At 45.7% G+C, this 18,355-nt stretch carries 12 protein-coding genes; 5 read left to right on the top strand and 7 right to left on the bottom strand.

What is annotated here, in order from left to right:
• Nucleotides 1-42 precede the first annotated feature (42 nt).
• The gene (locus BLR43_RS04610; protein ID WP_093069166.1) at nucleotides 43-2,157 is read right to left on the bottom strand and encodes a hypothetical protein; all 2,115 of its coding nucleotides are present in this window, start codon (nucleotides 2,155-2,157) and stop codon (nucleotides 43-45) included.
• 311 nt (nucleotides 2,158-2,468) lie between these two features.
• Here BLR43_RS04610 and ggt point away from each other — a divergent pair, with 311 nt between their 5' ends.
• The 5 genes from ggt to cysE all read left to right on the top strand — a co-directional run bounded on the left by ggt (nucleotide 2,469) and on the right by cysE (nucleotide 10,860).
• Nucleotides 2,469-4,406: a gamma-glutamyltransferase gene (ggt, locus tag BLR43_RS04605; protein ID WP_093069164.1), complete on the top strand. Its 1,938-nt coding sequence runs from the start codon at nucleotides 2,469-2,471 to the stop codon at nucleotides 4,404-4,406.
• Between the two features lie 296 nt (nucleotides 4,407-4,702).
• A complete protein-coding gene (gene dnaE / locus BLR43_RS04600; protein WP_093069163.1) occupies nucleotides 4,703-8,422 on the top strand; it encodes a DNA polymerase III subunit alpha in 3,720 nt (1,239 codons plus the stop codon).
• Between the two features lie 71 nt (nucleotides 8,423-8,493).
• Complete coding sequence (locus BLR43_RS04595) at nucleotides 8,494-8,874, top strand: Hpt domain-containing protein (RefSeq protein ID WP_093069162.1); 381 nt, start codon at nucleotides 8,494-8,496, stop codon at nucleotides 8,872-8,874.
• Entirely contained in the window at nucleotides 8,874-9,758 is an 885-nt protein-coding gene (locus BLR43_RS04590) for an RNA methyltransferase (protein ID WP_093069161.1), read from the top strand. Before BLR43_RS04595 ends, BLR43_RS04590 begins: the two co-directional genes overlap by 1 nt.
• Nucleotides 9,759-9,948: 190 nt before the next feature.
• A complete protein-coding gene (gene cysE, locus BLR43_RS04585; protein WP_093069160.1) occupies nucleotides 9,949-10,860 on the top strand; it encodes a serine O-acetyltransferase in 912 nt (303 codons plus the stop codon).
• 170 nt (nucleotides 10,861-11,030) lie between these two features.
• Here the strand turns inward: cysE and BLR43_RS13580 are convergent, their stop codons facing one another.
• From BLR43_RS13580 to pheA, 6 genes are all read right to left on the bottom strand, one after another.
• Nucleotides 11,031-11,534 carry a 2-amino-4-hydroxy-6-hydroxymethyldihydropteridine diphosphokinase gene (locus BLR43_RS13580; RefSeq protein WP_227674300.1) on the bottom strand — a complete coding sequence of 168 codons (504 nt, stop codon included), beginning with the start codon at nucleotides 11,532-11,534 and terminating at the stop codon, nucleotides 11,031-11,033.
• A gap of 19 nt (nucleotides 11,535-11,553) precedes the next feature.
• Nucleotides 11,554-11,991: a dihydroneopterin aldolase gene (gene folB, locus BLR43_RS04575; protein WP_093069158.1), complete on the bottom strand. Its 438-nt coding sequence runs from the start codon at nucleotides 11,989-11,991 to the stop codon at nucleotides 11,554-11,556.
• 57 nt (nucleotides 11,992-12,048) lie between these two features.
• The gene (rarD, locus tag BLR43_RS04570; protein ID WP_093069156.1) at nucleotides 12,049-12,999 is read right to left on the bottom strand and encodes an EamA family transporter RarD; all 951 of its coding nucleotides are present in this window, start codon (nucleotides 12,997-12,999) and stop codon (nucleotides 12,049-12,051) included.
• 226 nt (nucleotides 13,000-13,225) lie between these two features.
• Nucleotides 13,226-15,517 (bottom strand): bifunctional prephenate dehydrogenase/3-phosphoshikimate 1-carboxyvinyltransferase, encoded by a 2,292-nt coding sequence (locus tag BLR43_RS04565; RefSeq protein ID WP_093069233.1) that lies wholly within the window; start codon nucleotides 15,515-15,517, stop codon nucleotides 13,226-13,228.
• Between the two features lie 222 nt (nucleotides 15,518-15,739).
• Nucleotides 15,740-16,882, bottom strand: coding sequence for a histidinol-phosphate transaminase (hisC, locus tag BLR43_RS04560; protein WP_093069141.1), 1,143 nt, complete (start codon nucleotides 16,880-16,882; stop codon nucleotides 15,740-15,742).
• 95 nt (nucleotides 16,883-16,977) lie between these two features.
• Complete coding sequence (gene pheA, locus BLR43_RS04555; RefSeq protein ID WP_071001479.1) at nucleotides 16,978-18,150, bottom strand: prephenate dehydratase; 1,173 nt, start codon at nucleotides 18,148-18,150, stop codon at nucleotides 16,978-16,980.
• Nucleotides 18,151-18,355: the final 205 nt, after the last annotated feature.

The raw sequence follows: 18,355 nt of genomic DNA, 5'->3' as shown, positions 1-18,355 counted from the left end.
TAGACATATGCGTAAATGCGATAAGATAATGCGACGTCGTCTCTATTTTTCATTATCATCTTTAGCATCGCCAATACGGCTCTCATCAATTGATTCTGCATCATAACGATTGTCATATTCGTCACTACTATAATCAGTCTCTAAGCTGCCATCCTCATAATCGTAACGCGCATAGCGTGCCGTTTGTAGTCTGTCTTTTTTCTGGCGCTGTGCTGCTATCCATGCATTGCCATCGATAGGCGCTGCGGCATTTGAGCCAAATGACTCTGCCAATAGTGGCGTTAGGGCATGGTGGTCAAAGCTGGCTTTATCATAGCGGACTTGATTGAGCATGGTCGTCGTAGAGCCAAGTAAATCACCACCGATATTGACGCGCTGCTGCTTGGCAAGCAGGCGATCTGAGTTATCTAAATAATAGTAATTAATCTGATTAAAAGAGATAGGGCCAATGGCTTCGATCAGCTGTAGTAGCGAACCCACATCCGCACTTTGGTAGCCTTTGTTGTATAGCTGTGCTTTGGCAAGCGCCGCCTTTAGTATAGCGCCATCAGGATATTTTTCTGGATGGGCATCCACATACTCTTGCAGCGATTTTGTCACATATTTCAGAGTCTTACCAATCATTTCACCACTTTGCTGACTGCCAAAATAAACTTTTACTGCTCGAGTCGCGCCAACTTCTTTGGCAAACGCATCACCACTGATGTCTACGGCGCTAAAATGCTCAGGTGCCAATTCTGCCATGCTGCTCTGTATGGCATTTAGCACCGCATCATAAAGCACTGCTGGTGGCAACTGCTCTGTGATACTGTCAGGCAAACCAAAGCTCACTGTATGTGAAGCCATCTGCGACGGCAGCGGGGTGTTCTCAGGATTGACGAGCGCAACGATTGGCATGATTGCCGATGGATCAAGCGTGACACTGCTGTTGTTAAAATCAAATGCCACTGGTATCTGTATAGATGAGCTGATGGTTGGCGTGGCATAGTCGTAGCTATAGACGCTTTGTAATTGCCGCTGTTTTGGGTTGTACTGACTGACGCTATTGAACGTCAAATGCTGATATTGATAGGCGTTGGTAGCAGCGATTTGTTCAGGAGTACGATGGAACATTGTCAATATACTACCGATCACGCCAGTAGAGGATGTTATCTCATCGCGACTGGTCGGCTCTGTCTTAGCACGCTGCTTATCCATTTGCATGGCTTCATATTTTGCAGCCATTGTTTTCGGGTTTAACCCTGACATGCCGGAGAGAATGCCTTCACCACCGTTACTGTATTCATCATAATTATTATAGTCGTCACTACTGTAATCATCTGCTGCATCGTAGGCATACTCGTTATCGCTGCTAGCATCACTGCTCGTCGGCTCATTCTCCCCTGCTTCAGACAATATAGCAGCAATGGCCTTTCTTTCTGCTTCAGCTTCTGCTCTAGACTTATAATAGTCACTAGGATAGTCGGACTCTATCGAATCTTTCGCATCATCATAATCGTAGTTAATACCCTCTACCACACAGACTTCATAAGCGTCATCATCTTCGTTTTCATTGCATTTATTCGACTCTACACCTACCGCTGCTAATTCTGCTCTAGCCTCAGCTTGCGCTTCATCATCGCTACTATCGTACATTCCCTTAGGCTGATAGGCATAGGTCTCTATAATCGTTCTGAGTAAGCTGCTTGAGCCTGCATCAATACTATCGGCATCGATAAATGGTACTGCTTGGTAATTGGCTTGCGCGACGGCCACATGCTCTGTTGCCAAATGCTGGCGAATCGCTGCCAATAAATGCGCCTTGGCTTGGTGCTCAGTGTTGGGATATTTTTCTTGATTAAACAGTTGCGCGTAACGCTCAGCTTGGGCCTCTTGACTAGCCGTAAAAGCGTGACCTTGACGTTGGCTCTGAGCAGGATTTGCAGTGCTAAAATCCATAAGGGTACTGGAGGCTGCCACATCCGTTGAGGCAGTCGGATTTGATTGACAACCTGTAAGCACAAGCGACGCACTACCAACTAGCAAAGCGATAGAGGTTAATTTGCTTGTTTGAGATACATGACCATTATTATTTTTATTGTTGATGATAGGCAAATAATTACTCGCCATCTCAGAGTGGCACTGTCGATTACGGTTATTAACATGGTTTGATGACATAAAAATCTCTTTATAGCCAGTCGTTAACGGATGTACATTAGTACTGTACTTTATATCACAAGACGTTACAATTCAGTAATATTAAGACTTATTTTTAAAGAAAATCTTCACTGGCTAGTGAGCTTCTCTGCACAATTTACATGACACTAATTATGTATATATCGATAGAAGACCACTCATACTGCACATCATATAAAAACTCAAATGACAAAATATGATAAACAACTTTCTACTATTTGCTATTTTCGTTACTATTTAAGTGTATTTATTTGATACCCTATTTTTTCTACTTGCCCAAAAAGGACTTTGCGATGTCACAGCCACTCTCTTATGATAAGCAAAAAAAACCCAAGACTCATAACCAATTAAAATCTAGCGCAGCCCTTATTACGAGTGCGCTACTACTGTCTGTCTCTGCTCATGCACTAGAGCCAACCGTTTCAGCCAACAGCCCCACGGTCAATAACACCTCGATTGATACCAATGCCATCAATCTAGCCATTATGAGGGACAACCCAACCGTCGTATCTGAAACCAAACGCATCACACGGGCAAAAACCACTACTCTCACAACCACCTCAAACAATGCCAATAGCGATCAGGCTATCTACTCTGAAGATGCCATTCATCATCCAGTATGGGCAAAAAATGGCATGGTCGCCACCCAAGAAGCGCTGGCCTCTGACATCGGTTTACAGATTTTGAAAGACGGTGGTAATGCGGTAGATGCTGGGGTTGCGGTTGGCTTTGCCCTTGCTGTGACCTTGCCACGTGCTGGTAATATCGGTGGTGGCGGTTTTATGATGATTTATGATGCCAAGCAAGACAAAACGGTTGCGCTTGATTACCGTGAAAAAGCACCAAGTAGCGCCTCTCGTGATATGTATCTCGACGATGAGGGCAACGCAGTCAGTGACTTATCTCGTTATCATGGCTTAGCCGTTGGGGTGCCGGGGACAGTCGCAGGGCTACTAAAAGCATTAGAAGAGCATGGCACCATGAGCCGCGAGCAAGTCATGGCACCAGCGATCGCATTGGCAGAAGACGGTATAGAGGTTACCGCAGGCTTATCCGAATCGCTTACTGCTTTGAGTGATCGCTTGCAAAAATGGCCGAGCACCAAAAAGGTATTTTTCAAGCCTGATGGCAGCGCTTATCAACCGGGTGAGCGATTAAAGCAGCCTGAGCTTGCCCGCTCGCTAAAGCGAATCGCGGTACAAGGCGCAGACGGATTTTATAAAGGGAAAACCGCGCGTGACATCGTAAAAGCCGTCAATGAAGCAGGCGGTAGCATGAGCTTGCAGGATTTAGCCGATTACGAAGCCATCGCCCGCGTGCCTGTCAAAGGCGATTACCGTGGTTATGAGATTGTCTCTATGCCACCGCCCTCCTCTGGTGGTATTCACATTATCGAAATATTAAATATCTTAGAAGGCTATCCACTGGGGGACTATGGTCAAAACAGCGCACAGACCATTCATTTGATGGCGGAAGCAATGCAACTGGCTTATGCAGATCGTGCTGAGTACCTAGGGGATTCTGACTTTATCGACGTACCTGCTAGCGGCCTAACGTCACAAGCCTATGCGGATAAACTGCGTACACTGATTGACCCCAATAAAGCCACGCCAGCCGCGACCATCAAAGCCAACAATCCGCTCCCTTATGAGAGCGATCAAACCACGCATTTCTCTATCGTGGATAAAGACGGTAATGCCATTGCCAACACCTATACGTTGAACTTCTCTTATGGCACTGGTCTCGTGGCTGACGGCACAGGTATCTTGTTAAATAACGAAATGGATGATTTCTCTGCCAAGCCGGGTGTACCCAATGGTTACGGATTGATTGGTGGTGACGCCAATGCTGTTGAAGCCAATAAGCGTCCGCTCTCCTCGATGAGTCCAACGCTGGTATTTAAAGACAACAAACCGTATATCGTTACGGGCAGCCCAGGGGGCAGTCGTATCATCACGACCGTCACCCAAATCATCTCTAACGTCATTGATCATGATATGAATATCGCTGAGGCAACTCACGCACCGCGTATTCATGATCAGTGGCTTCCTGATGAGATTCGGATTGAAAAAGCGCTCAATGTCGATACGGTCAAAAAGCTTGAATCTATGGGGCACACGGTCAGTCCAAAGTCCGCCATGGGCTCCACGCAGTCGATTATGCTCACACCAAACGGCCTGTATGGATCTTCTGATCCCCGTATTGTGGATGCAGCGGTGGTTGGGTACTAAGTTAAATTGTCATTACTTATCAATTATATAGCCCTCCGCACTTTACCGTGTTGAGGGTTTTTTATATCATTTCTTACGTAATTAAATTGACATGATAATTCACATCCCTCAGATTAAACCCTTGCAATCAGTGGCTGCATGCCGCAAATAATGCTATTATTAACGACCCCATTTAAAGCGTATCAACATGGCTACCGAGGTCTTAACCACCTCTCGATAACACTACAAATGATTGATAATCATCCTGTATTTTATCGCTAGCTTATTTCTTTTGATCGTACTAGTAAGAGTCTTCTATGGCATTTGTACACCTTGGTATCCACAGCGAATATTCCATCACCGATTCTATCGTGCGCATCAAGCCGCTGGTGAAAGCGGCGGCGGCTGACAATCAGCGGGCGCTGGCTTTGACTGATTTGTCCAATTTATATGCCACGGTGAAGTTTTATCGTGCTTGCCTAGGCGCGGGTATCAAGCCCATTATCGGCAGCGAAGTCATCATGGATAATGAAGACACACGTCTCACCCTACTTGCGATGAATAACGAAGGCTATCAAAACATTACCCGTATCGTGTCGCTTGGGTTTACCGAAGGTCGCGCTGACCCTGTCAATCATGGCACACCTGTGATTAAACGCAGTCATATTCTAGAACATGCAGCAGGCGTCATTGTCCTACTCACCGAAAAGTCAGACGTAGGCCAAGCACTGGTTGGCTCTATGCCAGAAAAAGCCGATGAGCTGCTCACCGAGTGGCAAGCGCAATTTGGCGATCGTTTATACTTTGCCATCAAGCGTACCAATCGCTCAGGCGAGGACGCTTTTATTAGAGCAGCCATTCACTCAGGTGCCAAACACAACATCCCCATCATTGCGCATAATGATGTGCGTTTTTTGGCGCAAGAGGATTTTGATGCGCATGAAGCCCGCGTGTGTATCGCAGGCTCGTACGTACTGGCTGACCCTAACCGTCCGCGGAATTATTCTGATGAGCAGTATCTAAAAACCCAAGAGCAAATGGCGCAGCTGTTTGCCGATATTCCGCAGGTGGTTGACAACACCTTACGCTTGGCGACTCGCTGTAATGTGACTTTAACGCTGGGCATTAACGTACTGCCCGACTTCCCTGTCCCTGAAGGCGAGACGATTGAATCGTTTTTTCGGGCAGAGTCAAAGCGCGGTCTGGAAGAGCGCTTAGATAAGCTTTTCCCTGTTGAGGCCCGTACGGACAATTGGAGCGATTTCCGTCAAAGATATGACGAGCGTCTCGCCTATGAGTTGGATATTATCCTATCAATGGGTTTCCCGGGTTACTTCCTTATCGTCATGGACTTTATCCGCTGGGCGAAAGCCAATGGCGTGCCAGTAGGCCCTGGACGTGGTTCTGGTGCAGGTTCATTGGTCGCCTACGCGCTCAATATTACCGACCTTGATCCGATTCATTACGATCTACTATTCGAGCGCTTCTTAAACCCTGAGCGGGTATCGATGCCCGATTTCGATATCGACTTTTGTATCGAAGGGCGCGATCGCGTGATTGACTATGTGGCGCAAACCTATGGTCGTGATGCCGTTTCACAGATCATCACTTTTGGTACCATGGCGGCAAAAGCGGTGGTGCGCGATGTGGCACGCGTCCAAAGTAAATCGTACTTCTTGGCCAATAAAATATCCAAGCTCATTCCCAAAACACCCGGTATCACCCTCAGCCAAGCGCTAGAGCAAGAACCACAGCTCAAAGACTTGATCTCTAACCCTGACAACATGGATTATGAAGATGCCATTGAGATTTGGGAGATGGCAGTCAAGCTCGAAGGTGTCTGCCGAAACGTCGGTAAACATGCTGGTGGTGTATTGATTGCGCCGCACAAAATCACAGACTTTAGCGCCATTTATTGTGACGATGAGGGTCACCGTGTCAGCCAGTTTGATAAAGACGATGTCGAAGCCGTAGGACTAGTGAAGTTTGACTTTTTGGGTCTACGTAACTTAACGGTCATCAACGCAGCGGTTGAGAACATCAACTTGCGCCGTGCCAAAGAAAATGTACCCGCATTGGTATTGGAAGATTTGCCGTTAGATGATGTCAAAGCCTATAAGCTGCTACAAGATGCCAAAACCACCGCCGTCTTTCAGCTAGAAAGTATGGGCATGAAAAAGTATCTGGCCAAACTGCAGCCGACCAATATCGAGGACGTCATCGCCATGTGTGCGCTCTATCGTCCCGGCCCGCTTGATGCCGGCATGGTAGAGATGTATATCGACCGTAAGCACGGTCGTGAAGAGGTCATTTATGACCATCCCAATCTTGAGCCGATTTTAGAGAATACCAATGGCGTTATCGTCTATCAAGAACAGGTGATGCAAATCTCACAGGTGATGGCAGGTTATAGTTTGGGCGGTGCTGATATGCTGCGCCGCGCCATGGGTAAGAAAAAACCTGAAGAGATGGCAAAGCAGCGCGATATCTTTGTCACTGGTGCAACTTCACAAGGCATCGATGAAGTCACGTCAGGCGGTGTGTTTGATTTGATGGAAAAGTTTGCAGGTTATGGTTTTAACCGCTCGCATTCTGCGGCTTATGGGGTACTTGCCTATCAGACGGCTTATCTCAAGCAGTACTATCCTGCTGAATTTATGGCGGCAGTATTAACCTCCGATATGAACAACACCGACAATGTGGTGTTCTTTATCAATGATTGCCGTGAAAACTTTGATTTGACTGTGGTCAATCCGTCAGTCAATCGCAGCGAGTGGCACTTTGTCGCAGACACTCCAACCAATATCATTTATGGATTGGGCGCGATTAAAGGCGTAGGTGAAGGGGCTGTCGAGTCCATCGTTAATGCTCGTCGAACGGATGGACCTTTTAAAGATTTATATGATTTTTGCCGCCGTGTGGATATCAAAAAGGTTAATAAGCGTACTCTCGAAGCATTGGTGAGTGCGGGCTGTTTTGATGACTTTGCTGCGACGCTACGACCCGACTTACCAGCCGACGAAGCTTACGAGATTCGCGGTGCCTTGATGAGCCAACTACCAAGCGCCGTCCAAGCGGCTGAGCAAGATCGTCAAAATAACGAGCTTGGCATGATGGATCTGTTTGGCGAAATGGACGGTGTTGTTGCAGCGCCGCCACTTGAGATGTCGCCAGAGCTGATCTGGGGTGATAAACACCGCCTAAAAGCGGAAAAGAACACCTTAGGGTTGTACTTAACGGGTCATCCAATTAATGAATATTTAGATGAGTTAAAACGTTACACCTCAGGCACGCGCCTCAATAAATTGACAGATACTGGTTATAACGGTAGTTGCTATTTTGCAGGACTCATTATAGACATCGCCAATTTTGGTAATCGTAATGTGATTACTTTAGATGATGGCACGTCGAGATTGGAAGTCAGCTGCTATGCTGAGCGTTTCAACCGTGTCAAAGAGCAATTGAAAATCGACGAAGTCGTCATTATCAAAGGCAGTATTCGTGAGCGTGATGGGCGCTTGTTTGCGCGTCTCGATAGTGCCATGAGCATGGTCGATGCGCGCCTGCGTTGGCTCAAAAAAATCAGTATCAAAGTCCATGGTAGCGATATCGACCTACTCACACGCTTGCAACCATTACTCAAATCTGCACAGGCTGATATCATACCTGAGCCACGCTTGGCTTATAATCAAGAGCAAGATGAGTCAGGCAATAGTGTTAGTAACACTTACGACCCTGCCATGGGCGGCAGTTTGTATGATGAAAATGGCAATGACTTACTGGCTCTAGAGAACGATATGAACCATGACGCATTTAATCAAAATAGCATGCCCCAAAGTTCTGCAAACAATGCGCTCAGTAATACAGATACTTCTATCAATGATAACTGCTTGCCACTTGGTTTGAGCGTGTATGACGTTTATGGTATCGCAAACGTGGGACTATCCGAACATTGGCGGGTTTACCCGAACGATGATAACTTGCAACAACTGAAGACGTTAGTTAGTGAAGATAACTTACACTTTCATTACAGCTAAAATGCACAATCCAACCAAAAATTTACTATAGTAATTTGACTGCTTTAACTTTTAACAATTGGATAAAAACCATGACTGACATGACGAATAATAATATGACTGGTCAGACTGATGAAGAGATTATCAATCACGAACAGTTCGAAGACATGCGTGACTTGCTAGAAGAAGATTTTGTCGAGCTGATACAAGTGTACCTCAATGACAGTCAAAAACGCGTTGCAGCACTGCGAATCGCTCAGGAAAAAGATGATAACGCCAATGGCTTTGAGACCGCTCATGCCCTAAAAGGCGCAAGTGCCAATTTGGGTACGACTCAGCTGGTTCGTCTTAGCAGCCAACTACAAGAATGCTGCCGCGAGCGCCGCATCAGTGAGCAAGCAGATCTTATCGAAGAGATTGCCGCCGCATTACAACGTGCTGAACAAGAAATCCATCAAAGATTGGGGCAATAATGAGTAACGACTCTTTATCATCTACTGAGCAAGCCCGTACAGTGAATGACTACCTCGACTGCTTACAAGTCATCATGGTCAATACGACGTTGCCTGCCAATATCGGCTCAGCCGCACGCGCCATGCATACAATGGGTTTGTCCCGTTTGACCGTTGTCGACCCCAAATTGCCAATTGATGAGACCAGTGTCTCTCATGCGGCAGGTGGTAGTGAGCTGCTGTCATCCGCTGTGATCGCACCTACTCTAGAGTCTGCCATTGCCGACTGTCAGCTGGTATTTGCAGCCAGCAGCCGCAGTCGTCATATGCCGCGCCCTGTTGTGACACCCATGCAAGCCGCTAAGATTATGTTTGATTTTATTGATACACAGTCGGCTTTACGTGCAAATGATAATAACGTTGACACCTCATCAGACGCTGTTGCTAGCAAACCAAATATCGCTATATTATTTGGGCGTGAAGATCGTGGGTTGACCAATGAAGAGTTGGCTTATGCTGATTATCACATTCAAATCGACGCCAATCCTGCTTACCCTGTACTAAATGTCGCCTCAGCAGTGCAAGTCATTGCCAGCTTTATTTTTGCTTATGCTCAAACGCATACTCAGACAGCTGATAATTTAGATTCGGATACAAGCGCAGAAACCCAATCGACAATCAACGTGAATTTGCGTCAGCAATGGGATGAGCCTGCTATTAATCAGCAGCAGCTGCAACAGCTTACTCAGCGTACTACTGACCTTATGGTACAGCGCGGTCTGGCAAATATTGAACATCTAAAGTCATTGCCATCACGCTTGTCTAGACTTGGGTCACGCCTACAGCTTGATCAAAAAGAGTATCAGCTATTAAGTGCTTTGATTGCAAAACTATCCAAAGACTAAAACAAGTCATTGTTTATCAGCTTGCCTTAATTTGACAGCTTTTTACTATATTTTGCGGTACAAAGCTGTTTATAACTTAGAAAAAATGAGCAACAATATACTCTCATCATTATTTAACCATCATGACCATAAAATAAAGACATTGCTACTTTAGCAACGCTACTTTATCGACGAATAGATAGGACGCTTTATGTCATTGCCATCCAAATTGTTCAGATCGCTTGTCAGCATCAAAAAAGATCTGAAAGAAGATATCGATGCGGTATTTAACCGCGATCCTGCAGCGCGCAATAGTCTGGAAGTCATCCTAACCTACCCAGGTATCCATGCGCTCATTCTACATCGCGGTGCGCACTGTCTGTGGAATCGTGAACAGAAACTGGCGGCTCGCGTCATCTCATATGGCTCGCGTATTATTACAGGTATTGAGATCCATCCCGCTGCCAAGATTGGTAAGCGCTTTTTTATCGATCATGGGGTTGGGGTCGTCATCGGTGAGACTGCTGAGATTGGCAACGATGTGACGTTATATCACGGTGTGACTCTAGGCGGTGTGTCTTGGAATAATGGCAAACGCCATCCAACGCTAGAAGACGGTGTAACGGTCGGTGCTGGTGCCAAAGTCTTAGGGCCATTTACAGTCGGCAAAAACGCCAAAATTGGCTCTAATGCAGTGGTAGTCAAACCAGTACCAGCAGGCGCTACGATGGTTGGCAGTGCTGCTCGTATGATCTCAGATCATCACGATGAAAAAGGCAATCCCATCGCGACAAAAGTACAAGATGCCAAGCAACAAGAAAAAGTCGCGCAAGCTGGCGGGAGCATCAAGGATCAAGCAGCTGACACCACTTCTACCGCAAAACGCACCAATACCTTCCGTGCCTATGGTATCGATCCCTATTCACAAGATCCTGTCGCAGAAGCGTTTGCTAAAATGCTCGAACACATTCAACAATCAGAGAATCGTCTCGATCAGTTGCAGTCAGCGATGTGTGATATCGATCCTAATTTTTGTAAAAAGAAATACGATAAGCTGTGCCTAGAGGATTTAGATGTGATTGGTCGTGCTGATATCGATGCAGCAGATAACGAGCAGAAGTGAATACGAGAGTTTCAGTAAAACAAATAAAACTAGGGGGCGTACAATACATTTTACGCCCCTTAGTCTTATCTGCTGCAAAAATATCAGATGTTATCAGTGTGAGTTAAAATAAGTCACCCCACTAACTGTCTATTTATTATCAATTTTTTCTCAAAACGCTATTCAAACAGCTAATCAGTAAATGCAGTCAACTCTTCAATCCCTATAATTTCATGCGCTTTAAAGGGATAACGATTCGCCATTACAATCCAATCAGATATTGATTTACATGTCGAATATTTGCTTAGGCTATTTTCTATAGTAGCCAATTTAATCATCAAAATATCAATATCCATTGTCACTCGTCGCACTTGATTCGGCTTAGTCTGTCGACGTCTATTACAGTTCCCCTCAAGCGCTTTAAAGGTTTGCTGTAGTTGCTGCAAACTCATCGGTGTATTCATTGCTAGATGGACACATTGATTGGTATAGTCAGGCTTTGGCTGTTCCAAGGTTGCGGTAAAATCAGGGTTTTGAAAAGCCGTAGATAGTCGTATCTCACCCAGCGCTGCCAAACTCTCTCGAGCAATCGGTAGATATTTTTCGGCTTGATAGTTACTACCTAGCGCTAACACCACCTCTACCACGGACTGCGCTTGCACAGTTTCAGGTGCGCATTGTGTTAGCGTTGCCATATTCAGATCCATTGACGTTTTATGCATCATCGGCTTGGCTATCATTAACTTTTTTGGTAACGTCTTTAGTAGCTGGCTCATTGGTTAGCGCTGGCGCATAGCGTGTTATTTGTACCCCTACCGCATCTGCTTGGGCAATAGCAGTCGGCTTGGCAATGCTCAACGTGATTTTTTGACAGTCATATTTTGCAAATAGCTTATCAGATATTTGACCAGCCAAATGCTCAAGCAACTTTGCCTGAATCTCTTTGCACCACTCGCTCACATCATCGCATACCTCTTTATAGCTCAGCGCATCGCTGACATCATCGGACACAGCAGCACGGCTAATATCCGTCTCAAGCGCGATATCGATCAGTAACGGCTGAGTAATGGCGCGCTCCCAATCAAACACACCAATGACCGCTTCAACTTTTAGACCTTTTATAAATACCACATCAGACTGCGTATGAAACATGCTTCCATCCTTGTTTGCTAATTTTTTGTTCGTATTTTTGATTTTTTAATTAACCGATTACAAAGCCTCTTCATGGAGACGCTCAGCCTTTAACACTTTACTTGGACGATGTCGCCACAGATCAATGCTAAATAAGAGTAACCCTAACCAAATCAAACCAAATACTGCCAGACGATGTAGATCAAATGGTTCATTGTAATAAAATACCGCTAAGAAGAAAATAAAGGTCGGCGTCAAATAATTCATAAAGCTTAAGATACTATATGCCACAAGCTTGGTCGATTTATTAAATAATAAAAGCGGTATCAACGTAATCGGGCCTGCGAGCATCAGTAGCCAAATGTTTGAGCTGAACCAAAAGCTTAGCTGATGGCTGACGACATCTGACTGCCAAAACCACCAAATGCATAAGGGTACTAGCATGGCCGTTTCAACAAACATAGCATCGACAGCAGTCAATGGCGTTTGCCGCTGAATGGTGCCATAAATACTAAAGCTGAATGCTAAAATCAATGATATCCACGGCAGACTACCAAGCATCACCACTTGAATGACCACAGACAGTAGTGCAAAGCCAATGGCTACCCATTGTAGCGTGCGCAGGCGCTCTTTGAATAAAATCATCGATAAGCCAACACCTACCAATGGCCCAATGAAGTATCCCAAACTGGCCTCAAGGATACGATCATGATTGACCGCCCACACATAAGTCAGCCAGTTGGTTGCGATAATTAACCCAGAGACGAGTGACAACGCGATCCATCTTGGGTTTTGTTTGAGCGTCTCTATCCACCCCCAACGCTTGGTCGCTACCAATACAATGAGTAGGCAAAAAAACGTCCAAACAATACGGTGCCCGATAATCTCTGTTGCATCGTAATTGGATAATTGCTTAAAGTATAAAGGGAAACCACCCCAGATAAAAAAGGCACCAAGGGCAGTGATAATACCGCGTCTGGTTGTGGTAATCGGGGCAACAGGTTTTTTGACAACATTTTGGGTAGTCATAATACAGGACAACTTTTTAGAGCAAAGCGCACCATCACCTAATTCTGATTATTATTATCAATTTAGTGGTGAAAGCGCAGGGTCACTACAGTGAAATTATAAGATAAAAAGCAATATACTCATGCCAATAGTGACATGAGTACATTGCTAACGATATTAGATTGAGCTTTTTATGGATGCTTTACAGTGCATGATTATAGGAAAATGTTGATCCGTACTCACTCATTTATTCAGCATCAGTATCCACTTGAATAGACATACCGATTTGGTTAGCCAGCTCAGCAAAACCTGGGAAGCTGGTATTGACCGTCTCAACCCCCTCAATGGTGATCTGCTCAGATGCACGCAGACTTGCAACAGAGAAACTCATCGCAATACGGTGATCATGATGCGAGACAATGTGACCACCACCAAAAACAGGCTGGCTATTATTTATATCGCCGTTCTCAGTAGCAGTGCCTTTGCCTTCAATAATCAGCCCATCATCAGTGACGGTACAATCGATGCCAAGCGTCTGTAAACCTTCAGCCATCACCGCAATACGATCCGACTCTTTGAAGCGTAACTCTTTAGCACCAGTCAAGACGGTACGCCCTTTGGCACAGCTAGCCGCGACAAACAGTACAGGGAACTCATCAATCGCTAGTGGTACAAGATGCTCTGGTATCTCAATACCGACCAAATTTGAGCTGCGAATGGTAATATCAGCCACTGGCTCGCCGCCAACATGGGCCTCATTGCTTAGGCTAATATCTGCATTCATTAATTTTAGAATATCAATAACGCCAGTACGCGTCGGATTGATACCGACTTGCGTCAAGGTCAACTCACTATTTTGGCTAATAGCAGCGGCCACCATAAAAAACGCCGCAGATGAGATATCAGCAGGAACCGCAATATCGCCACCTGTTAGTGTGCCGCCACCGGTGACACTGATACGGTTGCCTTCTACAATTACTGGATAACCAAAAGCGGATAGCATACGCTCGGTATGGTCACGGCTGATTTCAGGCTGAGTGACCGTTGTCGTACCCTCGGCCCATAGACCTGCTAGCAGCAAGCAAGATTTTACTTGTGCTGACGCCACTGGCATATCATATTCGGTGCCTTGCAATGGCTTACCAGCGGTATCACGACCCGTAATGCTAAGCGGTGCCGTACCACTATGACCCGTACTTTGGATGACGGCACCCATCGTGCGTAACGGTGCAGCCACACGCTCCATCGGGCGTTTGTTTAGGCTAGTATCACCCGTTAATACGCTATCAAACGATTGCGCTGCTAAGATACCAGATAGCAGGCGCATGCTCGTGCCCGAGTTACCCATATACAAAGGCGTTTTGCTTGGTTTTAGGCCATTCATACCGACACCATGAATGGTCAAATTACCATTATCAGGGCCCTCGATGGTCACACCCATATCACGGAATGCTTGCAACGTTGCAAGGGCATCTTCCCCTTCCAAGAATCCAGTAACGTGGGTTACGCCTGTGGCAAGACTGCCAAGCATAATGCTGCGATGCGAGATAGATTTGTCACCAGGAATGGCAATGGTGCCAGAGACAGTATTGCTAGGGGTAATATTATAAGAAGCTGACATGGCAGAAGTATCCGTATAAGGGGTGCTGGCTAACATATGGCCAAAATGTCGCCGTGCGGCTTGCGCGCGGCCCAAAAGTCCCATCAGGGCGGTTGAATCTTTATCAATGATGAGCTGGCGCATGGTTTGCAGATAGACACCATACTCATCAAGGGCGCTCACAATGGCGCTTTTATTGGCAAAAAATATATCATGCCACATTTTGGGGTCGCTTGCGGCGATACGCGTAAAATCGCGGAACCCACCGGCAGCATAACGAAACATATCTAAATTATCATCGTGGCTTGCCAATTGCTCAACCAAGTTAAAGGCAAGCAAATGCGGCAAATGGCTGGTATGCGCCAATATACGATCATGATGACCTGCATCCATCGATATGACATTTGCACCCACTGATTCCCACAATAGTCGCAACTTAGTAATCGCGACACTGCTTGTGGTAGCTAGCTCACAGATGATGACACTATGATTGACAAATAAATTGGCGCGTCTGGCATGATACCCTGAATTTTCAGCCCCAGCAATTGGATGCGCGGGCACCAATCCTACCGGCAACGAACCAAACACCGCTTTGGCCGCGTCAATGATATTGACCTTGGTACTACAGACATCGGTTAAGATACAGTCAGCGGCAAGCTGTCCGTTATCCATTGCCTGTTTGATATCTACAAACACTGCTTGTACTGCCTGTACAGGCACTGCAATGATGATTAAATCACTACCGCTTATGACGTCTTGTAGGTTTGCACTACCAGCATCAAGCAGACCATGCTCGATAGCTTCTGTAATACTTGGTGCATGCCTATCGACTGCGACCAGTCGCTCACTTAAGCCATTATCTTTAATAGCTTGCGCGAAGCTAGCACCAATGAGCCCAAGTCCAATCACACAAACTTGTTCGAATATAGGACGATGCATATTTAAAGAGGGCTGAAGATTGTTTTTTTTCTGACGACTCACGGCTTTTCTCGTTGAACGCGCTCGGATAAATTTCGGTAAATCCCAGCGTTATATAAGTTAATGGCTAGTTAAGATCACTTCTTACTAAATAATACTTTTGATCAAAACATATCGATGGATGTGATGAGGACATATCCCTATTTTAAAAATGGTGATAAACGTTTGAATTGGGGACATGCTCTAGTCTTCACTGAGAATAGAACGCAAAGTATCAATCAAACGTAAATTGTCCTCAGCCACACCTACCGTAATGCGTAACCAGTTTGGCAGCCCATAAGCGCCCAATGGCCGAACAATAACGCCTTGCTCAAGGAGTGCTTGATGGATTGAAGCGGCAGTTATATCTTCCATCTCAACCTGCACTTCAACCATAATGAAATTGGCATGCGACTTCACAAAACCCAACCCCAATGTATCAAACTGCTTTTCTAACCAACGCATTTGCTCATCATTCATCTGGCGCGTTTTTTCGATAAAATCTTGATCAGCAAGTGCCGCAGCGGCAGCAGCTAGGCCTACACGGCTGACATTGAATGGCTGACGAATTCGGTTCAATAACTCTGCAACAGCTACTGAGCTTAAGGCATAGCCCACACGTAAACCTGCCAGCCCATAAGCTTTAGAAAACGTACGCACAATGATGACATTATCAAACTCATCTAACAATGCGCGGTTGTTACTCTCAGGGCTATACTCGATATAAGCTTCATCTAGTACCACCAAGACTGAGCTTGGCACACTGGCAACGAACTGGCGCAACTCTTTTTGCTCTAACTGCGCACCCGTTGGATTGTTGGGATTGGCAATAAAGACGATTTTGGTATTGGGATTATCTTGTACCGCTTGGCTCATGGCTTTTAGGTCATGACCAAACCGATGAGCAGGCACCTCAACATCCATCGCGCCTTGCATCTTTGCCAGCATAGAATAGACCACAAACGCATACTGACTATAGACGATAGCATCATCAGCACCCACAAAACTACGTGCCAAAATATCGAGCAAATCATCAGAGCCATTGCCAAGCGTGATCTGCTCGACCTTGACATCATTAAAGTCAGCCAACGCTTGCTTCAGATAATAGCCATTGCCATCAGGATAACGTGATAATTGACCCAGTTGCTCAGTGATGGCTAGTGTCACTCGCGGTGAGCACCCCATCGGGTTCTCATTGCTGGCCAGCTTCACCACATCTGAGACACCATATTCGCGCGTCAGCTCTTCAATTGGTTTACCTGTCTGATAAGGTGCCAACGTCAGAATACTGTCATAAGCTGGCGTTAATGGCGATAGGTTTGATGCTGTCAATTGATCAGGCTGCATGGTTTATCCTTGGAGGTTATCACTAAATGCGATCGCCCATCTATTAGGTGTCAATCTCGATAGATAAACAAGCTAATAGATGAGCCAATATATCTCTACAATACTGCTTTTGGATACGAGCCTAAGATGCGCAGATCTTTTACCAATGGGCGAATATCGTTGATAGCGGCGCTAACATTTGGATCATTGATATGACCGTTCATATCAATAAAGAACACATACGCCCACTTATTAGGACGCTCAGGACGTGTCTCGATACTGGTCATCGAGACGCCGTGATATGACAAAGGTTTCAAGATTTCGATCAATGCACCAGCTCTGTCATGGGCTGAGACCACGATGGAGGTTTTGTCTTGACCAGAAGGCGCAATGGCCTCATGTCCGATGATAAGAAAACGGGTGGTATTGCTTGGGTTGTCTTCAATGTTTGAGTAAAGCTTATGCAAGCCGTACTCTGCAACCGCAACGTCGCCAGCGATTGCTGCTGAATGCCATTCGTTTTTGAGGCGACGCGCCGCTTCACCATTGCTTGATACCGCAACGCGCTCCACATTAGGGAAATTCACATCTAGCCAATGACGACACTGCGCCAATGACTGCTGGTGCGAATAAATACGGCTCAAACCATCAAGCTTAGTATGCTCAGCGACCAAGAAGTTTTGATGAATCGGTAGTTCAACTTCACCAATAATTTTTAGACTAGAAGATAAGAATCCGTCCAAAGTATGATTGACCACCCCTTCTGAAGAGTTTTCGACAGGGACAACGCCATACATCGCCGTGCCTGCTTCAACCTCACGGAATACATCGGTAATGGTCGTCATTGGCACGGTATCAGCAGCTTTACCAAAATGCTTTAATGCAGCGGCATGGGTAAAGGTGCCAACTGGTCCTAAGAAAGCAATACGCTGCGGCGCTTCTAAGTCTAAACATACCGACATAATCTCACGGAACAAACGTGCCATCTTTTCGTCAGCGATTGGACCCGTATTGCGCTCCATGACCGCTTTTAGCACCTGTGCTTCACGCTCAGGACGATAAAAGATAGGGTCACTACTGTCATCAGCGGCCGTGTGGTTTTTCTTTACCGCTGCTACTTGTTGCGCCAGCTTGGCACGATTATTGATGAGTGTTTGAATCTCGCAGTCGACCGCATCAATGTTTTGGCGAATATTATCTAAAAATTCTTTTTCAGTTGCGGTGTCGCTAGCGCCTGCGGCGGTTTGATTTAGATTATCCATGGTTTGTTCTGGTGACTGCTCGCTCATTACCGCCCATCCTTTTTAGATTTTATCACTGTTAGGTATTATTAATATTTAGATATGAATATCTGCTAAATTTTACTGTGTTTTTTAAATGCTTCGACTATCTCTATATACCGATAGTGCTTGAGAGTGTCATTATGAAGTCATTGGTAAATAGCGGTCAATGACCAAAACTATTTTAACCATCATCCAAAAACAGTCTATCAGA

Origin of the sequence: Psychrobacter pacificensis (assembly GCF_900101915.1) — a bacterium.
Lineage (GTDB): Bacteria > Pseudomonadota > Gammaproteobacteria > Pseudomonadales > Moraxellaceae > Psychrobacter > Psychrobacter pacificensis.
Note: the sequence above shows the minus strand (reverse complement) of the source record. Positions and strands in the feature narration are given on the sequence as shown.